This is a genomic window from Falsiroseomonas sp., from assembly GCF_041690465.1.
Taxonomy (GTDB): domain Bacteria; phylum Pseudomonadota; class Alphaproteobacteria; order Acetobacterales; family Acetobacteraceae; genus Falsiroseomonas.
On the sequence record NZ_JAWLHG010000051.1, the window covers coordinates 1 to 14,731 of the forward strand.

Below are 14,731 nucleotides of genomic sequence, written 5' to 3' on the forward strand. Positions count from 1 at the left end.
AACCAGGCAATCCGCGATTACCTCGACGCCCACAACGCCGACCCAAAGCCCTGCCGCTGGACCGCGCCCGCCGACACCATCATCGGCAAGCACCAGCGCAGGAAACGTCTACTGGAATCAGTCCACTAGCACGGCGCCTCATGCTGCCGGTGAGCAAGGACACCCTGCTTCGCGTCGTCCGACGACGAGTTGCCCCCACCGAGCCTGGCGCGCGCATCATCGGCATCGATGAATGGGCGTGGCGCCGTGACCAACGCTACGGCACAATCATCTGCGACCTTGAGCGGCGGCGTGTGCTCGACCTCCTGCCCGACCGCGAGCCCGCCACCGTACGGGCGTGGCTGTCCTCCCAACCAGGCATCCACGTCGTCGCGCAGGATCGTGCCAGTGGCTATGCCGGCGCGATCGCCGCGGCGGCACCGCTGGCGGTGCAGGTCGCCGATCGGTGGCACCTGATGGAGAATGCCAGCGCCACCTTCCTGCAAGCCGTCAGAAGCGAGATGGGACCGATCCGTCGCGCCCTCGGTGCCGGCGTCATTGATCCTGCCCTGCTCAGCGCCGCCGAGCGGCTCCAGTATGAGGGCTATCTGCGTCGGCGCGAGGAGAACAGCGCCATACGCGCGATGGCCCACGCGGGAACCGCGATCAAGGAGATCGCCCGGCGCACCGGACGGAGCCGCAAGCTGGTCCGCGCCGCACTGCGCAATGCCGACGACGAAGTCTTCCGCAGCCGCCACAGCAGCCAGGCGCCGTGGTTCGTCGCGCTCGACGAGGCGTGGTCTGCCGGCTGCCGCAACGGCGCCGAGCTCTTGGCGGTGTCTGCGCGGCCAAGGCTTCGGTGGCAGCCTGCGGGTCGTCGGCGAGTGGGCCACTCGTCGGCGTCGAAGCGAACAGGCTAACGGCGCGGTCGCCGAGAGGCTACCGCCCGCGCGGGTCATCGCCCGCGCCATGTTGAGCAGTCGCAGTTGCCTGACTGCGGCGGAAGCGGTCATGGTGGCGGCCATCGAAGCGGCGGTGCCAAGGCTGTCGACCGCGAGGGCTCTCGTCGACCGCTTCCACAGCATGGTGCGCGGCCGAACTCCGGACACGCTGCACGACTGGGTGGCAGAAGCGACGAGCAGCAAGGTGGCGGCGTTCGGCCGCAGCATCTCCGCCGACCTGGCCGCGGTCAAGGCCGCGCTGACCGAGGCATGGTCGAACGGCCCGACCGAAGGCAACATCACCAGGCTGAAGCTGCTGCGCCGACAGATGTATGGCCGCAGCAAGTTGGACCTGCTCCGCGCAAGACTGATCGCTCACACATGATCAGCGCGTCCTGCACGGAAAGTGAGTCAGAGCCGAAAAACGGCTCTGTCGCCGATTGCGTGCTGGCCCGGCGTTTCTGGCGCACACCTCAGCTTGAGGAGGCGACAATGGTAACCGCCATCGAAACCGCCCTGCCGGCGCTGTCGGCCGCGCGGTGCCTGGTCGACCGCTTCCACCATATGGTTCCGTGCCAGGACGCCTGACGCGCTGCCAGCCTGGATCGCCGACGCGAAGGTCAGCATGCTTGCACCCTTCGGGCGCGGCATCGCCGCCGACCAGCCAGCCGTCAGCGCGGCGCTCACAGCGCCCTGCTCCAACGGTCCGACAGAAGGCTACGTCGCCAAGCTGAAGCTGATCCGCCGTCAGATGTATGGCCGCGGCAAGCTCGACCTGCCGCGCGCGCTTGCTCGTTCCAGCATGATCAGCACGCAACCAGCGACAGAGTCCCCTTTTGCCTGGGTTGGTTGATCGCGGCCGCTTTGTTGGCGGCCCCGCGGTCGGCTCAAGTTCGGCGAGGAAGGGCGACGCCGACGGCGATGATGCCATCGTGCGGCGGGTGCCGGCGGCGGAGATCGAGGCGGTGGTGGTGGACCAGGTCCGCGCTCTGCTGCGCCAGCCGGAAGTGGTGGCCGGCACCTGGCCCACGGCGCAGCGGGACGCGCCGGACCTGACCGAGCGCGAGGTCCGGGATGCGTTGGGCCGCCTCGAACCTCTGTGGCACGAGTTGTTCCCGAGTGAGCAGGCGCGGATCATTCGGGCGTTGGTGGACAGGATCGCCTGGCCAGCCTCATCCGGAACCTCACCGCCACGGCGCCCGAGGCGCGTCGGCACCAGACTGCAGGGGCGGCGCGACGGGTCCGAGCCCGCCCCTGCAGAGGCACTTCAGCTTTCCAGGACGAACGTGACCTCCATCGTGACGCGGTATTCGGCGATCTGGCCGTTCTCCACGCTGGCCTTCATCTCTATCACATGCAGTCCGGTGATCCCGCGCAGCGTTGCGCTGGCACGCTGGAGCCCCTCCCTGACCGCGGCATCAAAGCTTTGGCTCGACGCCGCTGTGATCTTCGAGACGCTGGCTACTGCCATGGCTGCCTTCCTTGCTGTCGCCGGCACGGATCAGTCCGGCCGGCCCAAGCACGATACGGCGGATGCACCGCCGCCGATGACGGCAACAGCCCGCCCGCACGCAACCGTGTGCCGCGTTCGAGGCGGCGCTCGGCGAGGATGCGGGGCCGGATCAGCACCACCGACACGCACATCACCGTCCGCGTGCCGCTGGCAATCCGGAGCCGGCCCGGCCGCAAGACGGTCGTCATCCCGGTGCGGGACGCCGGCAGCACGACGGTTCCGACGCGCGCCGACCCTGTGCTGCTGAAGGCGCACGCTCGCGCATTCCTATACCAGCGCCTGCTGGACGAGGGCTGCTACGGCAGCATCAGCGAGATGGCCGATGCCGAGCGACTGGAGCGTGGATGTCCCGGAACGCTGCTGCGCCTCACGCTGCTCGCGCCGGACATTGTGCGGGCGCTTCTGAACGAGCGGCAGCCGGATGGATTGACGTTGCCGCGGCTGCCGGAGCCGTTCCCGTCCACCTGGGTCGAGCAGCGCGACACGCTCGCCAGGCCGCAACACGCGGCCAATCAGGAAGCCGTTCCAGTTGTTGCCGCACTCCGTACCCCCGACCTGCGCCCCCTTCATGAACACCACGCGCCGCGCGGCTTGGGCGGGCGACAGCGCATCCATGATCTCGCGCAGGTACGGCGTGCGTGCGGTGCGCTAGCTGCGCCATCACCTGCTCCTCCACCGCCTCGTCCAGCCCCCCCTGCGCGGCCGCGGCGGGCGAGATGCGCCCGCGGCTGCACCCGCTCCGGCAGGCCGCGGGCAAGGTTGCGCGCGGCCCGGTGTAACGTCGGGCCGCCTCCGGCGAACAACTCCATGGACAGGCGGGATGGCGCATGCGCCTTGCCCGCCACGCGGAGGAGGCCGGGCATGCGGCACGACATCTGGAGAAACGCCGTCACCACGGGGCAGCAGGCCGCCGCCGATGCGCTCGGCGAGGCGACGCTGGCATTGCTCGCGCAGCGCGACGACACGGCGCAGCGATTCACCGCGGCGATCGCCGCCGATCCCGGCCTGGTCGCCGCGCATGGCGCGCTCGGCCTGCTGCGCCTCGCCAGCGGCCGGCGCCCACGCCAGGCGGAGGCGCTGCAGAGCCTCGCCACCGCCCGCGCGGCCTTCGCTCGGCGCGGCGGCACGCGGCGAGAGGCGGCGCTGCTGGCCGCGCTCGCGGCCTGGGCCGAGCAGGGCGACATGTGGCGCGCCGCCGATGTGCTGGAGGAGGCGCTGCGCGCCGCCCCGGCCGATCCGCTGCTGCTGCGCCTTGCCTATGCCATCCGCTTCATGCTGGGCGATGCGGTGGGCATGCGGCTCGCCACCCAGCACGTGCTGGAGGTGCTGCCGGCCGATGCGCCCAGCCGTTCCTATCTGCGCGGCTGCCTCGCCTTCACGCTCGGCGAAACCGGCGAACCCTGGCAGGCCGAATGCGAAGGACGCGCCGCCGTCGCCGCGCAGCCGGACGACCTCTGGGCCGCCCACGCGGTGGCGCATGTGATGGAACGCGAGGGCCGTGCACGCGAGGGCATCTCCTGGCTCGAAGCCAATGCACCCGGCACCTCGGCCGCCGCGGTCTTCTCGCGGCATCTGTTCTGGCATCGCGCCCTGTTCCATCTGCATGTCGGCGAGGGCGATGCGGCGCTGCGCCTCTACGACACCGAGGTGTGGCGCGAGCCCGGCAGCGATTTCCGCGACCTCGCCAATGCCGCCTCGCTGCTGTGGCGGCTGGAATCGCAGGGCGTGCCGGCCGGCGCGGCGCGGTGGGACGAGCTGGCGGACGAGGCCGAGCGGCGGCTCGGCGAGCATTGCCTCGCCTTCGCCGATCTGCACCACGCCGTGGCGCTCGGCGCCGCCGGGCGGCGCGGCGCGGCGGCGCGGCTGCTGCGCGGGATGCGCCAGCGCGCGATCGAGGGCGGCGACACCCAGGCGCAGGTGATGGGCCGCGTCGGCCTTGCGGTCGCACGCGGCGTGGTCACCGCGCTGCTCGGCGACCCGGCCGAGGCCGCCGCGCTGCTGCGCGCGCATCGCGGCGAGGTGCCTGCGCTCGGCGGCAGCAACGCGCAGCGCGACCTGGTCGAGCGGATCACCCTGGACGCCACGCTGGCGGCCGGCGATGCCGAGGGCGCCTTCGGCCAGTTGCTGGAGCGCGCAGCCCGCCGCGCCGGCGGTACCTGGGAAGCGCAGCGCGCCGCGCGCATCCGTGGCGCGCGCCGGATGGCCGCGCGCCGCACCGACGAGCTTCGCCCCAGCACGCCGCGGCGCTTCCCGGCACTGATCCGCGGCGGCTTCGCCTGAGCAGCTCGGCCTGCGCAGGCGGCATCTGTTCGGCGGCGGGGCCGCGATCCTCGGAGCGCTGGTTGCCCTCGCGCGCGCCGGGGCGCCGGTGCAATGGCGAGCCGGTGGCGGTGAGCTATCGCCCGCACTGCAACGCCGCGATCGTGTTCGACCGGCGGCTCGCGGATCGGACGCCGGACTTCGGCACCACCGGCAAGCCGCGCCTGTCCGACCTCGTGATGCATGACGCCGGTGGTGATCGGCAGCGGCGGGAATCTCTCCGTCGCCTACATCGCCGGCTGATCCAACCGCCGGACTTCCCGCCCCGCCGGGCGACGCAGCACGCGTCGCCCGGCGTTGCCGCACACGGGGCGGGGCGCGCAAGCGCCCGCTTATGTCCCGCTCGCTGCACGCACACTGGCTGGAGGGAAGCGTCGACTGCCGAAGCGGGGCTGATCGCCAGTGCCCGCGCGCGCAGCAATCGAAACCGCGCCCGCAGCAATCGAAACGCCGCAACGGCCCGCGCGCAGCACCGGCGACATGTTCCCTCGGCAAGCTCCCTCCACCCGCCCGGATCGCCCGGCCGGCCATGGAGGAGGAGACAGCGTCATGCGCAGGAACGAGACGCCGCCTGGCCGGCAGGACGAGAACCCCGCCATCCGCGAACTGACCCCGGCCGAGATGCGGCAGGTCGGCGGCGGCTCGGACCCCGAGTGGCGCTACGTGACCGTGCGCCGCTGAGCCGATGCCGCGCGGCGCGCGAAGCCGAGTGTCGCCGGCGCGAAGCCGAACCGAAACGCAACGCGCATAGGGGTTGGAACGCACCGGCCGGAAGACGCGGCCGGTGCGGACTACCAACCGGGCACACAGGCGCACGACCCATGGCCATTCCCACCCAAGCCACCGCCGCAGGCGAGCTGACGACCGATGAGATGCGCCGGGCTGGCGGCGTCACCCGGAAAGGCCGCCCATGAGCACCGCCAGCCTGCCGCTGTTCCGCAATATCGATCCCGATGCCGGGATGCGCATGGGCACGGTCGGACTGCGGTCACTCAGCTGGACCATCCCGACGCTGCTGCTCGCCATCGCGCTGCTCGCCGGCGGCGTCTTCGCCGCGACCGCCAGCTATGCGCGCCGCCAGCCCACCATCGGCGCGCTGGCGCCGGCGGCCGGTGCGGTGCGGATGACGCCGCCGCGCGCCGGCCTGCTCGCCGCATTGCATGTCAGCCACGGCGAGGTGGTGGCCGCCGGAAATCCGCTCTTCACGCTGGATTTCGCGCAGTCGCTCGATGGCGGCGGCACGCTCGATGCCGCGCTGCGCGAGGCGCTGGAACGCCAGGATGCGCTGCTGTGCGAGCAGCTCGCCACCGAAGCGACGCGCGGCACCACCGAACGTGCGCGCCTGGAAGCACGGCTGGCGGGCCTCGCGGCCGAAACGCGCGCGCTCGCCGCGCAGCGCAGCCTGCAGGACCGCCGCGCCGCCCTGGCCGAGGAGCGCGCGCTCGCTGCTGCCGATCTGCGCCGCCGCGGCCTGCTCTCCGAGACCGAGGCGCGGATGCGCGAGGATGCGGCGCTGTCGCATCGCCAGGATCTCGCGGCGCTCGACCAGCGCCTGGCGGCGATGGCGCAGGATGCGGCGCAGACCGCGTTGCAGCGCGACACGCTCGCCACCGAGGCCGCCGACCGCGAGGCGCGGCTGCGCAGCGCGCTGAATGACCTGGAACGCCAGCGCGCGGAGATCGCGGCGCAGCGCGCGCTGGTGGTGCGTGCGCCGGTCGCCGGCCGCGTCACCTCGGTGCAGGCGGCACCGGGCCAGCGCGCCAACCCGCAGCGGCCGGTGCTGACGCTGGTGCCGGAAGGCTCGGAGCTGCGCGCCGAGCTCTTCGTCCCCTCGCGCGCAATCGGCTTCGTGCGGCCGGGGCAGAGCGTGCGGCTGATGTACGACGCCTTCCCCTTCCAGCATTTCGGCACGCATCGCGGCACGGTGGAGAGCGTGTCGGAGGCGATGCTGGCGCCGGAGGAAGTCGCCGGTCCGGTGAAGCCGCAGGGTCCGGCCTATCGTGTCTCCGTGCGGCTCGACCGCGCGACGCTCGCCGCCGGCGGGCGGGAGCTGCCCCTGCAGCCCGACATGACGTTGCGCGCCGACATCGTGCTGGAGGAACGCAGCCTCATCGCCTGGCTGCTGGAACCGCTGATCAGCGCACGCGGGAGGATGTGAGCATGGCGTCCGCGCTCTCGCTTCTGCAGCTCGGCGGCGGCAGGCGGCTGCCGCTCGTCACCCAGGCCGAGGCGGCGGAATGCGGCCTGGCCTGCCTGGCGATGCTCGCCGGCTATCATGGGCTGGAGACGGATCTCGCCACGCTGCGCCGCCGCGTGCCGATCTCGGCCAAGGGCATGACGCTGCATTCCGTGCTGGTCGCCGCACAGCGCCTCGGCCTGACCGGGCGCGGGTTGCGGCTGGAGCCGGAGGCGCTGGACCAGATCCGCCTGCCGGCGATCCTGCACTGGGACATGAACCATTTCGTCGTGCTGAAATCGGTGTGCGGCGGCAAGGCGACGGTCCACGATCCGGCACGCGGCGCGCGGCGCATGACGCTGGCGGAGCTGGGCAAGCACTTCACCGGCGTGGCGCTGGAACTCACGCCCACCACCGCCTTCCGCAAGGGCCGGGAGACACGGCGCCTCACGCTGTCGGAGCTGGTCGGCCGCGTGGATGGCGCCGGGCGCGCGGTGGCGATGGCGCTGCTGCTCTCGCTGATGCTGCAGGCCTTCGTGCTGGCCAGCCCCTTCTACATGCAGCTCGCGGTGGACGAGGCGGTGCTGCAGGGCGACCAGGGGCTGCTGACCGCGCTCGCCATCGGCTTCCTGCTGCTGACGGCCATCAAGCTGGCGGCCGATTTCATCCGTGCGCGGGTGCTGCTGGCGCTGTCGCAGGTGATCGGCTTCCAGGCGGTGGTGAACCTGTTCCACCATCTGGTGCGCCTGCCCGTGGAGTGGTTCGCGCGGCGGCACATCGGCGACCTGGTCTCCCGCTTCAACGCCACGAAGCCGATCACCGAGCTGCTCTCGCAGGGCCTCGTCGCGGTGCTGGTGGACGGGCTGATGGCGGTGCTGACGCTGGCGATGATCCTGCTGTACTCGCCGACGCTGGCCGCCATCGTGCTGGCCGCGCTGGTGCTGCACGTCGCCGTGCGGATCGGCGGCTACCGGATGCTGCGCGCCCGCGAGGAGGAGGTGATCGAGGCCGAGGCGCGCGAGCAGACCACCTTCATCGAGACCGCGCGCGCCATGCAGACGATCCGCCTGTTCGGCCGCGAAGTCGACCGCGAGGCGCTGTGGCAGGGCCGCCAGGCGGATGTGGTGAACCGCGAGGGCGCGCTCGGCCGCGCGCGCGAGGGCTTCCGGGGCGCGAAGGAGCTGGTGACGGGGCTGGAGACGATCCTCGTCGTCTATGTCGGCGCGCGGCTGGCCATCGCGGGCGAGCTGACCATCGGCATGCTCTTCGCCTTCATGGCCTATCGCCAGCAATTCATCGACAAGACCACCGCGCTGGTGGACATCGCCGTGCGCTTCCGCCTGCTCGACCTGCACCTGCAGCGCATCGCCGACATCGCCCACGCCGAGCGCGAGCCCGGCCTGGAGGCGGAGGCGACGGCGCCGCTGGTCGCGCGCCCCTTCGCCGGCCGCGTCGAGCTGCGCGGCGTGACCTTCCGCCATGCCGAGACGGAGCCGGAGGTGCTTTCGAACGTGGAGCTCGCCGTCGCGCCCGGCGAGTTCCTGGCGATCACCGGGCCTTCGGGCGGCGGCAAGACCACGCTGCTGAAGCTGGTGCTCGGCCTGCTGAAGCCGCAATCCGGCCAGGTGCTGGTGGATGGCCGCCCGCTCGATCCCGCCGGCATGGCCGCCTTCCGCGCGCAGGCCGGTGTGGTGATGCAGGACGATGCCCTGCTGGCCGGCTCGATCGCCGAGAACATCACCTTCTTCGACCCGCAGCCCGACCTCGCCTGGATGCGCGAATGCGCGGTTCTCGGCGGCGTGGACGAGGAGGTCATGGCGATGCCGATGACCTATTCCACGCTGGTCGGCGATCTCGGCATGGCGCTCTCGGGCGGGCAGCGGCAGCGGCTGCTGCTGGCGCGCGCGCTCTATCGCCGCCCCAAGATCCTGCTGATGGACGAAGGCACCAGCCATCTCGACGTGGCGAAGGAGCGGGAGGTGAACGCCGCGCTCGCTTCGCTCGACATCACCCGCATCGTCATCGCGCACCGGCCGGAGACCATCGCCGCGGCCGATCGCGTCGTGGTGCTGCGCGACGGCGCGCTGCACGACGCACCGCGCATGCCGGTGCTGGCGGCGGCGACTGCCTGATCCGCGCGATTAGCGGCGCCAGGGCCAGAGGCGCGCCAGCAGGAAACCGGGCTCTGGCGAGCAGGCGTCCGCGATCGGGACGATGAACCGCTGGCTGCGGAGCGGCTCGAAACGCCAGGCGCTGTAGGACCAGGCGTAGAAGGCCACGCCCTCCTTCCGCTGAACCAGCAGCAGGGCGTTGAAGAACCAGCGCGAGCTGTCCTTGTAGCCGGTCCGGTCGGTGTAGAGGTGGCTGCCGCGCAGCGCGAGGATCGAGCCGATCGGACGATAGTCGCGCGCGTCGTCGTGCGTATCGGCGATGCAGTAGGGATCGTCGCCGGTGATCCGCAGCGCACCGTGCAGCGCCGCAGCGAAGACCGCCCAGGACCACAGACAGACGGTCAGGATTACGGCCACGCTCAGCCAGCGCATGGGATGCCAGCCGCCGGCCGATCGCCCGAGCGCCTGCATCGCCAGCGATCGCAGCAGGATCGCCCAGGCGAGGAGCGTCAGCGCAATCAGAAGTCTGACGGACGCGGCCGCCTCGGTGGTGAGCGCCGACATCACCATCTGCGCCGGCAGATCAAGCGCTGCCAGGGCTACCACGAAGCCCGTCACGCCCCGCACCCACCTGATCAGCCGCGCCTTGGGTACCAGCCAGGTAGCCAGGAATGCCACGAGGGCCGGAAGCAGGAGGACGGCCCAGCTTGCCACCGCCGTTACCCAGAAGGGCAGGGAGAGCGGCCGAAGCATCGAGAGCAGCAGCAGTGTCGATACGCTGAAGAAGCGTGGCTCTGGCACCAGCAGGCTGAGGAGGTGGAATGCCAGGAGCGCGAACACCGCCAGGGGTACCCAGTTCGGGAGCGGCTGGCCGTCGAACGCATGTGCCGGGGGCGATCGGGTCATGTTGCGGTGGCGATCCTAGCTGCGAGCCTCAACACCGCCAACGTCGCCCCTCGCCAAGCCGCGCCCCCCGGCGTAAAGGGGGCGCATGAACGCCAGCCGCAACCAGGACGCGCAAGCCGGGGCGGGCCGTTGCGCAGAGATCGCGCGCACCACCTCGGAAACCGAGATCCGCCTCACCCTCGACCTCGACGGGTCGGGGGTGGCCGAGATCGCCACCGGCGTGGGCTTCCTCGACCACATGCTCACCGCGCTCGCCCGGCACGGGATGCTGGACCTGACGGTCGCGGCCAAGGGCGACCTGCATATCGACGACCACCACACCACCGAGGATGTCGGCATCGTGCTCGGCCAGGCGGTGCGCGCGGCACTCGGCGACAAGCGCGGCATCCGCCGCTACGGCCAGTGCCTGCTGCCGATGGACGAGGCGCTGGCCGAGGCCGCGATCGACATCTCCGGCCGGCCATACCTCGCCTGGTCCGTGCCCTTCCAGCGCCCGAAGATCGGCAGCTTCGATACCGAGCTGGTTGAAGAATTCTTCCGGGCGTTCGCCTTCAACGCGGGGATCACCCTGCATGTGACCTTGAAGGCGGGCACCAACGCGCACCATGTCGCTGAGGCCTGCTTCAAGGCCGTGGCGCGCGCCCTGCGCATGGCCGTGGAGCCGGACCCGCGCGCCGCCGGCGCGATCCCGTCCACCAAGGGCAGCCTGGAGGGGTAGGCGATGTCGTTGGCTCGGCAGATGCAGGCGGCCCGCCCGTTCGGCGGGCCGAGCCGCCGGATGGCGTCCGGGGGCGGCGAGTAGTGCGGCTGTACACCGTGCATGGCGAGCCACCCCGCGAGCCGGCCGGCCCCGAGGGCTGGCCGGAACCGAAATCCCGCCCGCCGATCCTGGTGCCGGAGCGCTTTGCGCTCTGGGCCTTCGTGTTCGGCTTCTTCTGGTATCTCGCCCATCGCCTGTGGTGGGAGGCTCTGGCGCTGTTCGTGCTGACCGCCGCCGCCGTGCTGCTGCTGCCCGATCCGGCATCGGGGATCGCGCTGGTCGCGCTGCACCTGCTCGCCGGCATGGAAGCGCGCAACCGCCAGCGCGCGCGGCTGGCGCGCCAGGGGCTGGCCGAGCTCGGCGTGGTGGCCGCGCCGGATCTCGATCTCGCCTGGTTCCGGCTGATGCAGCAGCGCCCGGATCTGGTGAAGGCGGCGCCGTGAACGCATGCGATGACCGCAGGGCGGAGACGCCGTCACGCGTCACGCGTGCCTGCGGCACGACGGCGGCGAGCACCGGAGGTCTGAATCGCTTGCGCACTTCCGTGAAGATCGCCGTCATCGATCCCGGTTCCGGCAACCTCGCCTCGGTCCGCCGCGCGCTGGAGCGCGTGGCGCGGGAGGAAGCCGTGGCGGCGGAGATCGCCGTCACCACCGAAGCCGCGGATGTCCGCGATGCCGACCACATCATCCTGCCCGGCCAGGGCGCCTTCGCCGCCTGCCGGCGGGGGCTCGACGCGCTGCCCGGCATGGTGGAGACGCTGACCGAACAGGTGATCGAGCGAGGAAAACCTTTCCTCGGCATCTGCGTCGGCATGCAGCTGATGGCCGAGCGCGGGCTGGAACACGGCGTCACCCCCGGCCTCGGCTGGATCGCCGGAGAGATCGCGCCGATGGACCCGCGCGCGCCGGACGGCGCGGAGCTGCCGCTGCCGCAGATGGGCTGGAACGGGCTGCACCTAGAGGCACCCTCGCATCCGCTGCTGGACGGCCTGGCGGAGGGCGGGCACGCCTATTTCGTGCATTCGTATGCCCTGGCCGGCGGCCGCGCGGACCAGCTGCTGGCCTCGGCCGATTATGGCGGCCCGGTCGCGGCGATGGTCGGGCGCGACAATTTGGCCGGCACGCAGTTCCACAGCGAGAAGTCGGGAACGATCGGGCTGCGCATCCTCGCCAATTTCCTGCGGTGGCGGCCGTGAACACGCTCGGCCGTCCCCTGCCGCACAGCCTCGGCGTCGAGATCTGCAGCGCGATCGAGGAGCACGACCTCGAGGACCTCTGCGAAGCGACCAACGCCGCCATCATCGAGGGCGGCGGCTTCGGCTGGATCCAGAGCCAGGATCGCGCCGCGCTCGCCCGGCATTTCCGCGGCACGCTGATGGTGCCGGACCGCGTGCTGTTCCTCGCGCGGCTGGACGGGATGGTGGTGGGCTCCGCACAGCTCGTCCGGCCGCCGCGCAACAACGAGGCGCAGGCGTTCGCCGCACAGCTCACCCACGCCTACATCGCGCCCTATGCGCGCGGCCACGGCCTGGCCCGGCGGCTGGTCGCCCGCGCCGAGGAGCACGCCGCGGCCATGGGCTTCCGCGTGCTGAACCTCGATGTGCGGGAGACGCAGCAACGCGCGATCTCGCTGTTCGAGGCGCTCGGCTATGTGCGGTGGGGCACCCATCCCGTCTATGCGCGCGTCGATGGCCGCACCGTTGCGGGGCATTTCTACTTCAAGCTGCTCGAACCCGGCCGCGGTCGTCCGACCGAGAGCATCATCGGCGGAGCGTGACCCCTCGCATGTCCTTCACGCTGTATCCCGCCATCGACCTGAAGGGCGGCCAGGTGGTGCGCCTGAAGCGCGGCGAGATGGACCAGGCGACGGTCTATGCCGAGGACCCCGCCGCGCAGGCCGCAAGCTTCGCCGCCCAGGGCTTCGGCTGGGTGCATGTGGTGGACCTCGACGGCGCCTTCGCCGGCCGCCCCGCCAATGCCGCGGCGGTGCGCGCCATTGTCGCCGCCATACCGGGCGTGCCCGTGCAGCTCGGTGGCGGCATCCGCGACATGGCGACCGCCGAGGCCTGGCTGGCCGCGGGCGTCGCGCGGATCATCCTGGGCTCGGCGGCGGTGAAGGATCCTGGCTTCGCCCGCGCCGCCTGCAAGGCGTTTCCCGGCCGCGTCGCGCTCGGCCTCGATGCGCGGGACGGCTTCGTCGCCACCGAGGGCTGGGCCGAGACCAGCGGCATCACCGCCACCGATCTCGCGCTGCGCTACGCCGATGCCGGCGCGGCGGCGATCATCTACACCGACATCGCGCGCGACGGCATGCTGACCGGCGTCAACGTGGAGCAGACGGCGGCATTGGCCCGCGCGGTGGCGATCCCGGTGATCGCCTCGGGCGGCCTCGCCGCGGTGGACGACATCCTCGCGCTCCGCACCGCGGGCGCCGGGATCGCCGGCGCGATCCTGGGGCGCGCGCTGTATGATGGTCGGGTGGACCCCGCGGCCGCGCTGGCGGCGGCGGAACGCTAGGGCAATCGCCGGGGGCTTCGGAATGGAGCGGCGCTCAGGGAGGCGGCCTTGCTGACCCGATCCGCGCTGCGCGGCGCGGGCCTGGGTGCTCTGCTGCTCGCGGGCTGCGCCACCGCGCCGCCGCCGGGCAGTGCCGTCGCGCCGGGCGCGGCCGCGGCGCCCCCGGTCGCGCCACCGGCCCCGCCCCCGGCCGCGATCGCCGCCCTCACCGCGCCGCGCGAGCCCAGGCTGCCGCCGGCGCCGGTGCTGCCGCCCGGCCCGACCTGGGTGAACCGCCCGCCCGCGCCGACGCTGCTGCGTCCGCCGCCCGGCGAGGCCCCGCCGCCGGCCCCACCCCCGGCGCAGGTCGCCCCGCCCGCGGTGCAGCCGGCTGCCGCCGCCGCCCCCCGGCCCGGCATCGGCCGGCAGGACCGTCGCGTCGCGGTGGACAATGCGGTGGCGCCCTGGCGGTCCATCGGCATGGTGCGCACGGAAGGCGGCGGCCGGTGCAGCGGCGCGCTGATCGGCCCGCACCAGGTGCTCACCGCCGCGCATTGCCTGGTGAATGCGGGCAATGGCGAGCCGGCGGCGCCCGCCGCGGTCAGCTACATCATCGGCCCGACCGCGGAGGGCGAGGGGCGGCGCGTGGCGGTGGCGGCCATCTTCATCGCGCCGGGCTTCAAGGTGCGCGCCGGGCCGCGCCCGGACCCCTCGGCGCCGCCCGATGCGGACTGGGCGATCCTCGCCCTCGACCCCGCCGTGCCCGCCGCGCCGGCCGACTTCGTGCTGCCGGTGGTGCCCGGCCTGATGCCGCCCTGGACCCCGCTGGTGTTCGGCGGCTACCAGCCGGATCGCGGGCGCGGCCTGGTGGCGGATCTGGAGTGCTGGATCGTGACCTATGCGCGCGCCGGTGCCGACCGGCTGATGCTGCGCCATTCCTGCGCCGGCACCGGCGGGTCGAGCGGCGGCCCGCTGCTGGCGCGCCAGCCGGACGGAAGCTGGATGGTGGCCGGCATCGGCTCGCTGGCCATCAGCGGCGATGTCGGCGGTTGGGCGGTACCGAGCCGGACCATCTGGCGGGTCCTGCAGCAGGCCGCGCGCTGAGCAGCCAGACCAGCCCTGAGTGCGCCCAGGGCTACCGCGGTCAAGCCCCTTCGAGCCGGCGATTCACGCCCAGGGCGGGCGCGGGCTAACGCCGCCGCCGCACGCGCACCGGCAGCAGCCCCGGCACCAGCGGCGCAGCGCGGCCGCCAGGCGGCCGGCGGCTTTCCTCGCCCAGCGCCATCGTCGCGATGCCGATCTGCACCGTCGCGAAGGTCAGGCCGGTCAGCCCCCACAAGGCGAGGGCGGGCCACCAATGGTCGGCGGCGGTCAGCAGCACCATGCCGGCGCCATTCGGGTTCGCCACCAGGAACCCGCCGACGAACAACGCCGCAAGGCCGAATCCGATCGCCGCATGGCTGAACAGGAACCGCGCGGCGAACGGCAGCCGGCGCCAGGATCGAACGGGGTCGCGCATCGCTGCACT

At 72.5% G+C, this 14,731-nt stretch carries 18 protein-coding genes and 1 pseudogene; 15 read left to right on the forward strand and 4 right to left on the reverse strand.

All coding sequences use genetic code 11. The features are described 5' to 3' along the window. Window positions 1–140 precede the first annotated feature (140 nt). The 4 genes from ACESM1_RS26785 to ACESM1_RS26800 are packed head-to-tail and all read left to right on the forward strand — an operon-like array spanning window position 141 to window position 1,773. Window positions 141–899: a transposase gene (locus ACESM1_RS26785; protein WP_372624289.1), complete on the forward strand. Its 759-nt coding sequence runs from the start codon at window positions 141–143 to the stop codon at window positions 897–899. Beyond that, window positions 847–1,305, forward strand: coding sequence for a transposase (locus ACESM1_RS26790; protein ID WP_372624317.1), 459 nt, complete (start codon window positions 847–849; stop codon window positions 1,303–1,305). The genes ACESM1_RS26785 and ACESM1_RS26790 overlap by 53 nt, the downstream gene beginning before the upstream one ends. Next, window positions 1,302–1,508, forward strand: a complete 207-nt coding sequence (locus ACESM1_RS26795) for a hypothetical protein (protein WP_372624290.1) — start codon at window positions 1,302–1,304, stop codon at window positions 1,506–1,508. Before ACESM1_RS26790 ends, ACESM1_RS26795 begins: the two co-directional genes overlap by 4 nt. 37 nt (window positions 1,509–1,545) lie before the next feature. After that, entirely contained in the window at window positions 1,546–1,773 is a 228-nt protein-coding gene (locus ACESM1_RS26800; RefSeq protein ID WP_372624291.1) for a hypothetical protein, read from the forward strand. A 414-nt stretch (window positions 1,774–2,187) separates the two neighbouring features. Here ACESM1_RS26800 and ACESM1_RS26805 read toward each other — a convergent pair whose 3' ends face one another. Together ACESM1_RS26805 and ACESM1_RS26810 are read right to left on the reverse strand one after the other, a co-directional pair. Further along, a complete protein-coding gene (locus ACESM1_RS26805; RefSeq protein WP_372624292.1) occupies window positions 2,188–2,391 on the reverse strand; it encodes a dodecin family protein in 204 nt (67 codons plus the stop codon). A 309-nt stretch (window positions 2,392–2,700) separates the two neighbouring features. Further along, the gene (locus ACESM1_RS26810; RefSeq protein WP_372624293.1) at window positions 2,701–3,048 is read right to left on the reverse strand and encodes a hypothetical protein; all 348 of its coding nucleotides are present in this window, start codon (window positions 3,046–3,048) and stop codon (window positions 2,701–2,703) included. 246 nt (window positions 3,049–3,294) lie between these two features. On the opposite strand from ACESM1_RS26810, the gene ACESM1_RS26815 reads away from it, so the two are divergent. The 5 genes and pseudogenes from ACESM1_RS26815 to ACESM1_RS26835 all read left to right on the forward strand — a co-directional run bounded on the left by ACESM1_RS26815 (window position 3,295) and on the right by ACESM1_RS26835 (window position 9,060). Further along, on the forward strand, window positions 3,295–4,713 hold the full coding sequence (locus ACESM1_RS26815; protein WP_372624294.1) for a hypothetical protein: 1,419 nt from the start codon (window positions 3,295–3,297) through the stop codon (window positions 4,711–4,713). 62 nt (window positions 4,714–4,775) lie between these two features. Continuing rightward, a pseudogene (locus ACESM1_RS26820) lies at window positions 4,776–4,931 on the forward strand (DUF3179 domain-containing (seleno)protein); the annotation flags it as partial. A gap of 370 nt (window positions 4,932–5,301) precedes the next feature. Continuing rightward, entirely contained in the window at window positions 5,302–5,433 is a 132-nt protein-coding gene (locus ACESM1_RS26825; protein ID WP_372624318.1) for a hypothetical protein, read from the forward strand. 229 nt (window positions 5,434–5,662) lie between these two features. Beyond that, window positions 5,663–6,910, forward strand: coding sequence for an HlyD family secretion protein (locus ACESM1_RS26830; protein WP_372624295.1), 1,248 nt, complete (start codon window positions 5,663–5,665; stop codon window positions 6,908–6,910). Window positions 6,911–6,912: 2 nt separating this feature from the next. Beyond that, window positions 6,913–9,060: a peptidase domain-containing ABC transporter gene (locus tag ACESM1_RS26835; RefSeq protein ID WP_372624296.1), complete on the forward strand. Its 2,148-nt coding sequence runs from the start codon at window positions 6,913–6,915 to the stop codon at window positions 9,058–9,060. 9 nt (window positions 9,061–9,069) lie between these two features. Here the strand turns inward: ACESM1_RS26835 and ACESM1_RS26840 are convergent, their stop codons facing one another. Continuing rightward, window positions 9,070–9,945 (reverse strand): hypothetical protein, encoded by an 876-nt coding sequence (locus ACESM1_RS26840; RefSeq protein WP_372624297.1) that lies wholly within the window; start codon window positions 9,943–9,945, stop codon window positions 9,070–9,072. A gap of 85 nt (window positions 9,946–10,030) precedes the next feature. On the opposite strand from ACESM1_RS26840, the gene hisB reads away from it, so the two are divergent. The 6 genes from hisB to ACESM1_RS26870 all read left to right on the forward strand — a co-directional run bounded on the left by hisB (window position 10,031) and on the right by ACESM1_RS26870 (window position 14,307). Next, window positions 10,031–10,663 carry an imidazoleglycerol-phosphate dehydratase HisB gene (hisB, locus tag ACESM1_RS26845; RefSeq protein WP_372624298.1) on the forward strand — a complete coding sequence of 211 codons (633 nt, stop codon included), beginning with the start codon at window positions 10,031–10,033 and terminating at the stop codon, window positions 10,661–10,663. A gap of 83 nt (window positions 10,664–10,746) precedes the next feature. Continuing rightward, window positions 10,747–11,148: a DUF2628 domain-containing protein gene (locus ACESM1_RS26850; protein WP_372624299.1), complete on the forward strand. Its 402-nt coding sequence runs from the start codon at window positions 10,747–10,749 to the stop codon at window positions 11,146–11,148. Between the two features lie 89 nt (window positions 11,149–11,237). Beyond that, window positions 11,238–11,903: an imidazole glycerol phosphate synthase subunit HisH gene (gene hisH, locus ACESM1_RS26855; RefSeq protein WP_372624300.1), complete on the forward strand. Its 666-nt coding sequence runs from the start codon at window positions 11,238–11,240 to the stop codon at window positions 11,901–11,903. Continuing rightward, complete coding sequence (locus ACESM1_RS26860) at window positions 11,900–12,484, forward strand: GNAT family N-acetyltransferase (protein ID WP_372624301.1); 585 nt, start codon at window positions 11,900–11,902, stop codon at window positions 12,482–12,484. The genes hisH and ACESM1_RS26860 overlap by 4 nt, the downstream gene beginning before the upstream one ends. An 8-nt stretch (window positions 12,485–12,492) precedes the next feature. Then, a complete protein-coding gene (gene hisA / locus ACESM1_RS26865; RefSeq protein ID WP_372624302.1) occupies window positions 12,493–13,224 on the forward strand; it encodes a 1-(5-phosphoribosyl)-5-[(5-phosphoribosylamino)methylideneamino]imidazole-4-carboxamide isomerase in 732 nt (243 codons plus the stop codon). A gap of 48 nt (window positions 13,225–13,272) precedes the next feature. Continuing rightward, on the forward strand, window positions 13,273–14,307 hold the full coding sequence (locus tag ACESM1_RS26870; RefSeq protein WP_372624303.1) for a trypsin-like serine peptidase: 1,035 nt from the start codon (window positions 13,273–13,275) through the stop codon (window positions 14,305–14,307). 85 nt (window positions 14,308–14,392) lie between these two features. Here ACESM1_RS26870 and ACESM1_RS26875 read toward each other — a convergent pair whose 3' ends face one another. Beyond that, window positions 14,393–14,722: a hypothetical protein gene (locus ACESM1_RS26875; protein WP_372624304.1), complete on the reverse strand. Its 330-nt coding sequence runs from the start codon at window positions 14,720–14,722 to the stop codon at window positions 14,393–14,395. Between the last annotated feature and the right edge of the window lie 9 nt (window positions 14,723–14,731).

Excerpts from the sequence above, each read along its gene's own strand:
- ACESM1_RS26785 (WP_372624289.1), top strand. The coding sequence starts at position 141 with ATGCTGCCGGTGAGCAAGGACACCCTGCTTCGCGTCGTCCGACGACGA.
- ACESM1_RS26795 (WP_372624290.1), top strand. The coding sequence starts at position 1,302 with ATGATCAGCGCGTCCTGCACGGAAAGTGAGTCAGAGCCGAAAAACGGC.
- ACESM1_RS26800 (WP_372624291.1), top strand. The coding sequence starts at position 1,546 with ATGCTTGCACCCTTCGGGCGCGGCATCGCCGCCGACCAGCCAGCCGTC.
- ACESM1_RS26805 (WP_372624292.1), bottom strand. The coding sequence starts at position 2,391 with ATGGCAGTAGCCAGCGTCTCGAAGATCACAGCGGCGTCGAGCCAAAGC.
- ACESM1_RS26810 (WP_372624293.1), bottom strand. The coding sequence starts at position 3,048 with ATGGATGCGCTGTCGCCCGCCCAAGCCGCGCGGCGCGTGGTGTTCATG.
- ACESM1_RS26815 (WP_372624294.1), top strand. The coding sequence starts at position 3,295 with ATGCGGCACGACATCTGGAGAAACGCCGTCACCACGGGGCAGCAGGCC.
- ACESM1_RS26825 (WP_372624318.1), top strand. The coding sequence starts at position 5,302 with ATGCGCAGGAACGAGACGCCGCCTGGCCGGCAGGACGAGAACCCCGCC.
- ACESM1_RS26830 (WP_372624295.1), top strand. The coding sequence starts at position 5,663 with ATGAGCACCGCCAGCCTGCCGCTGTTCCGCAATATCGATCCCGATGCC.
- ACESM1_RS26835 (WP_372624296.1), top strand. The coding sequence starts at position 6,913 with ATGGCGTCCGCGCTCTCGCTTCTGCAGCTCGGCGGCGGCAGGCGGCTG.
- ACESM1_RS26840 (WP_372624297.1), bottom strand. The coding sequence starts at position 9,945 with ATGACCCGATCGCCCCCGGCACATGCGTTCGACGGCCAGCCGCTCCCG.
- hisB (WP_372624298.1), top strand. The coding sequence starts at position 10,031 with ATGAACGCCAGCCGCAACCAGGACGCGCAAGCCGGGGCGGGCCGTTGC.
- hisA (WP_372624302.1), top strand. The coding sequence starts at position 12,493 with ATGTCCTTCACGCTGTATCCCGCCATCGACCTGAAGGGCGGCCAGGTG.
- ACESM1_RS26875 (WP_372624304.1), bottom strand. The coding sequence starts at position 14,722 with ATGCGCGACCCCGTTCGATCCTGGCGCCGGCTGCCGTTCGCCGCGCGG.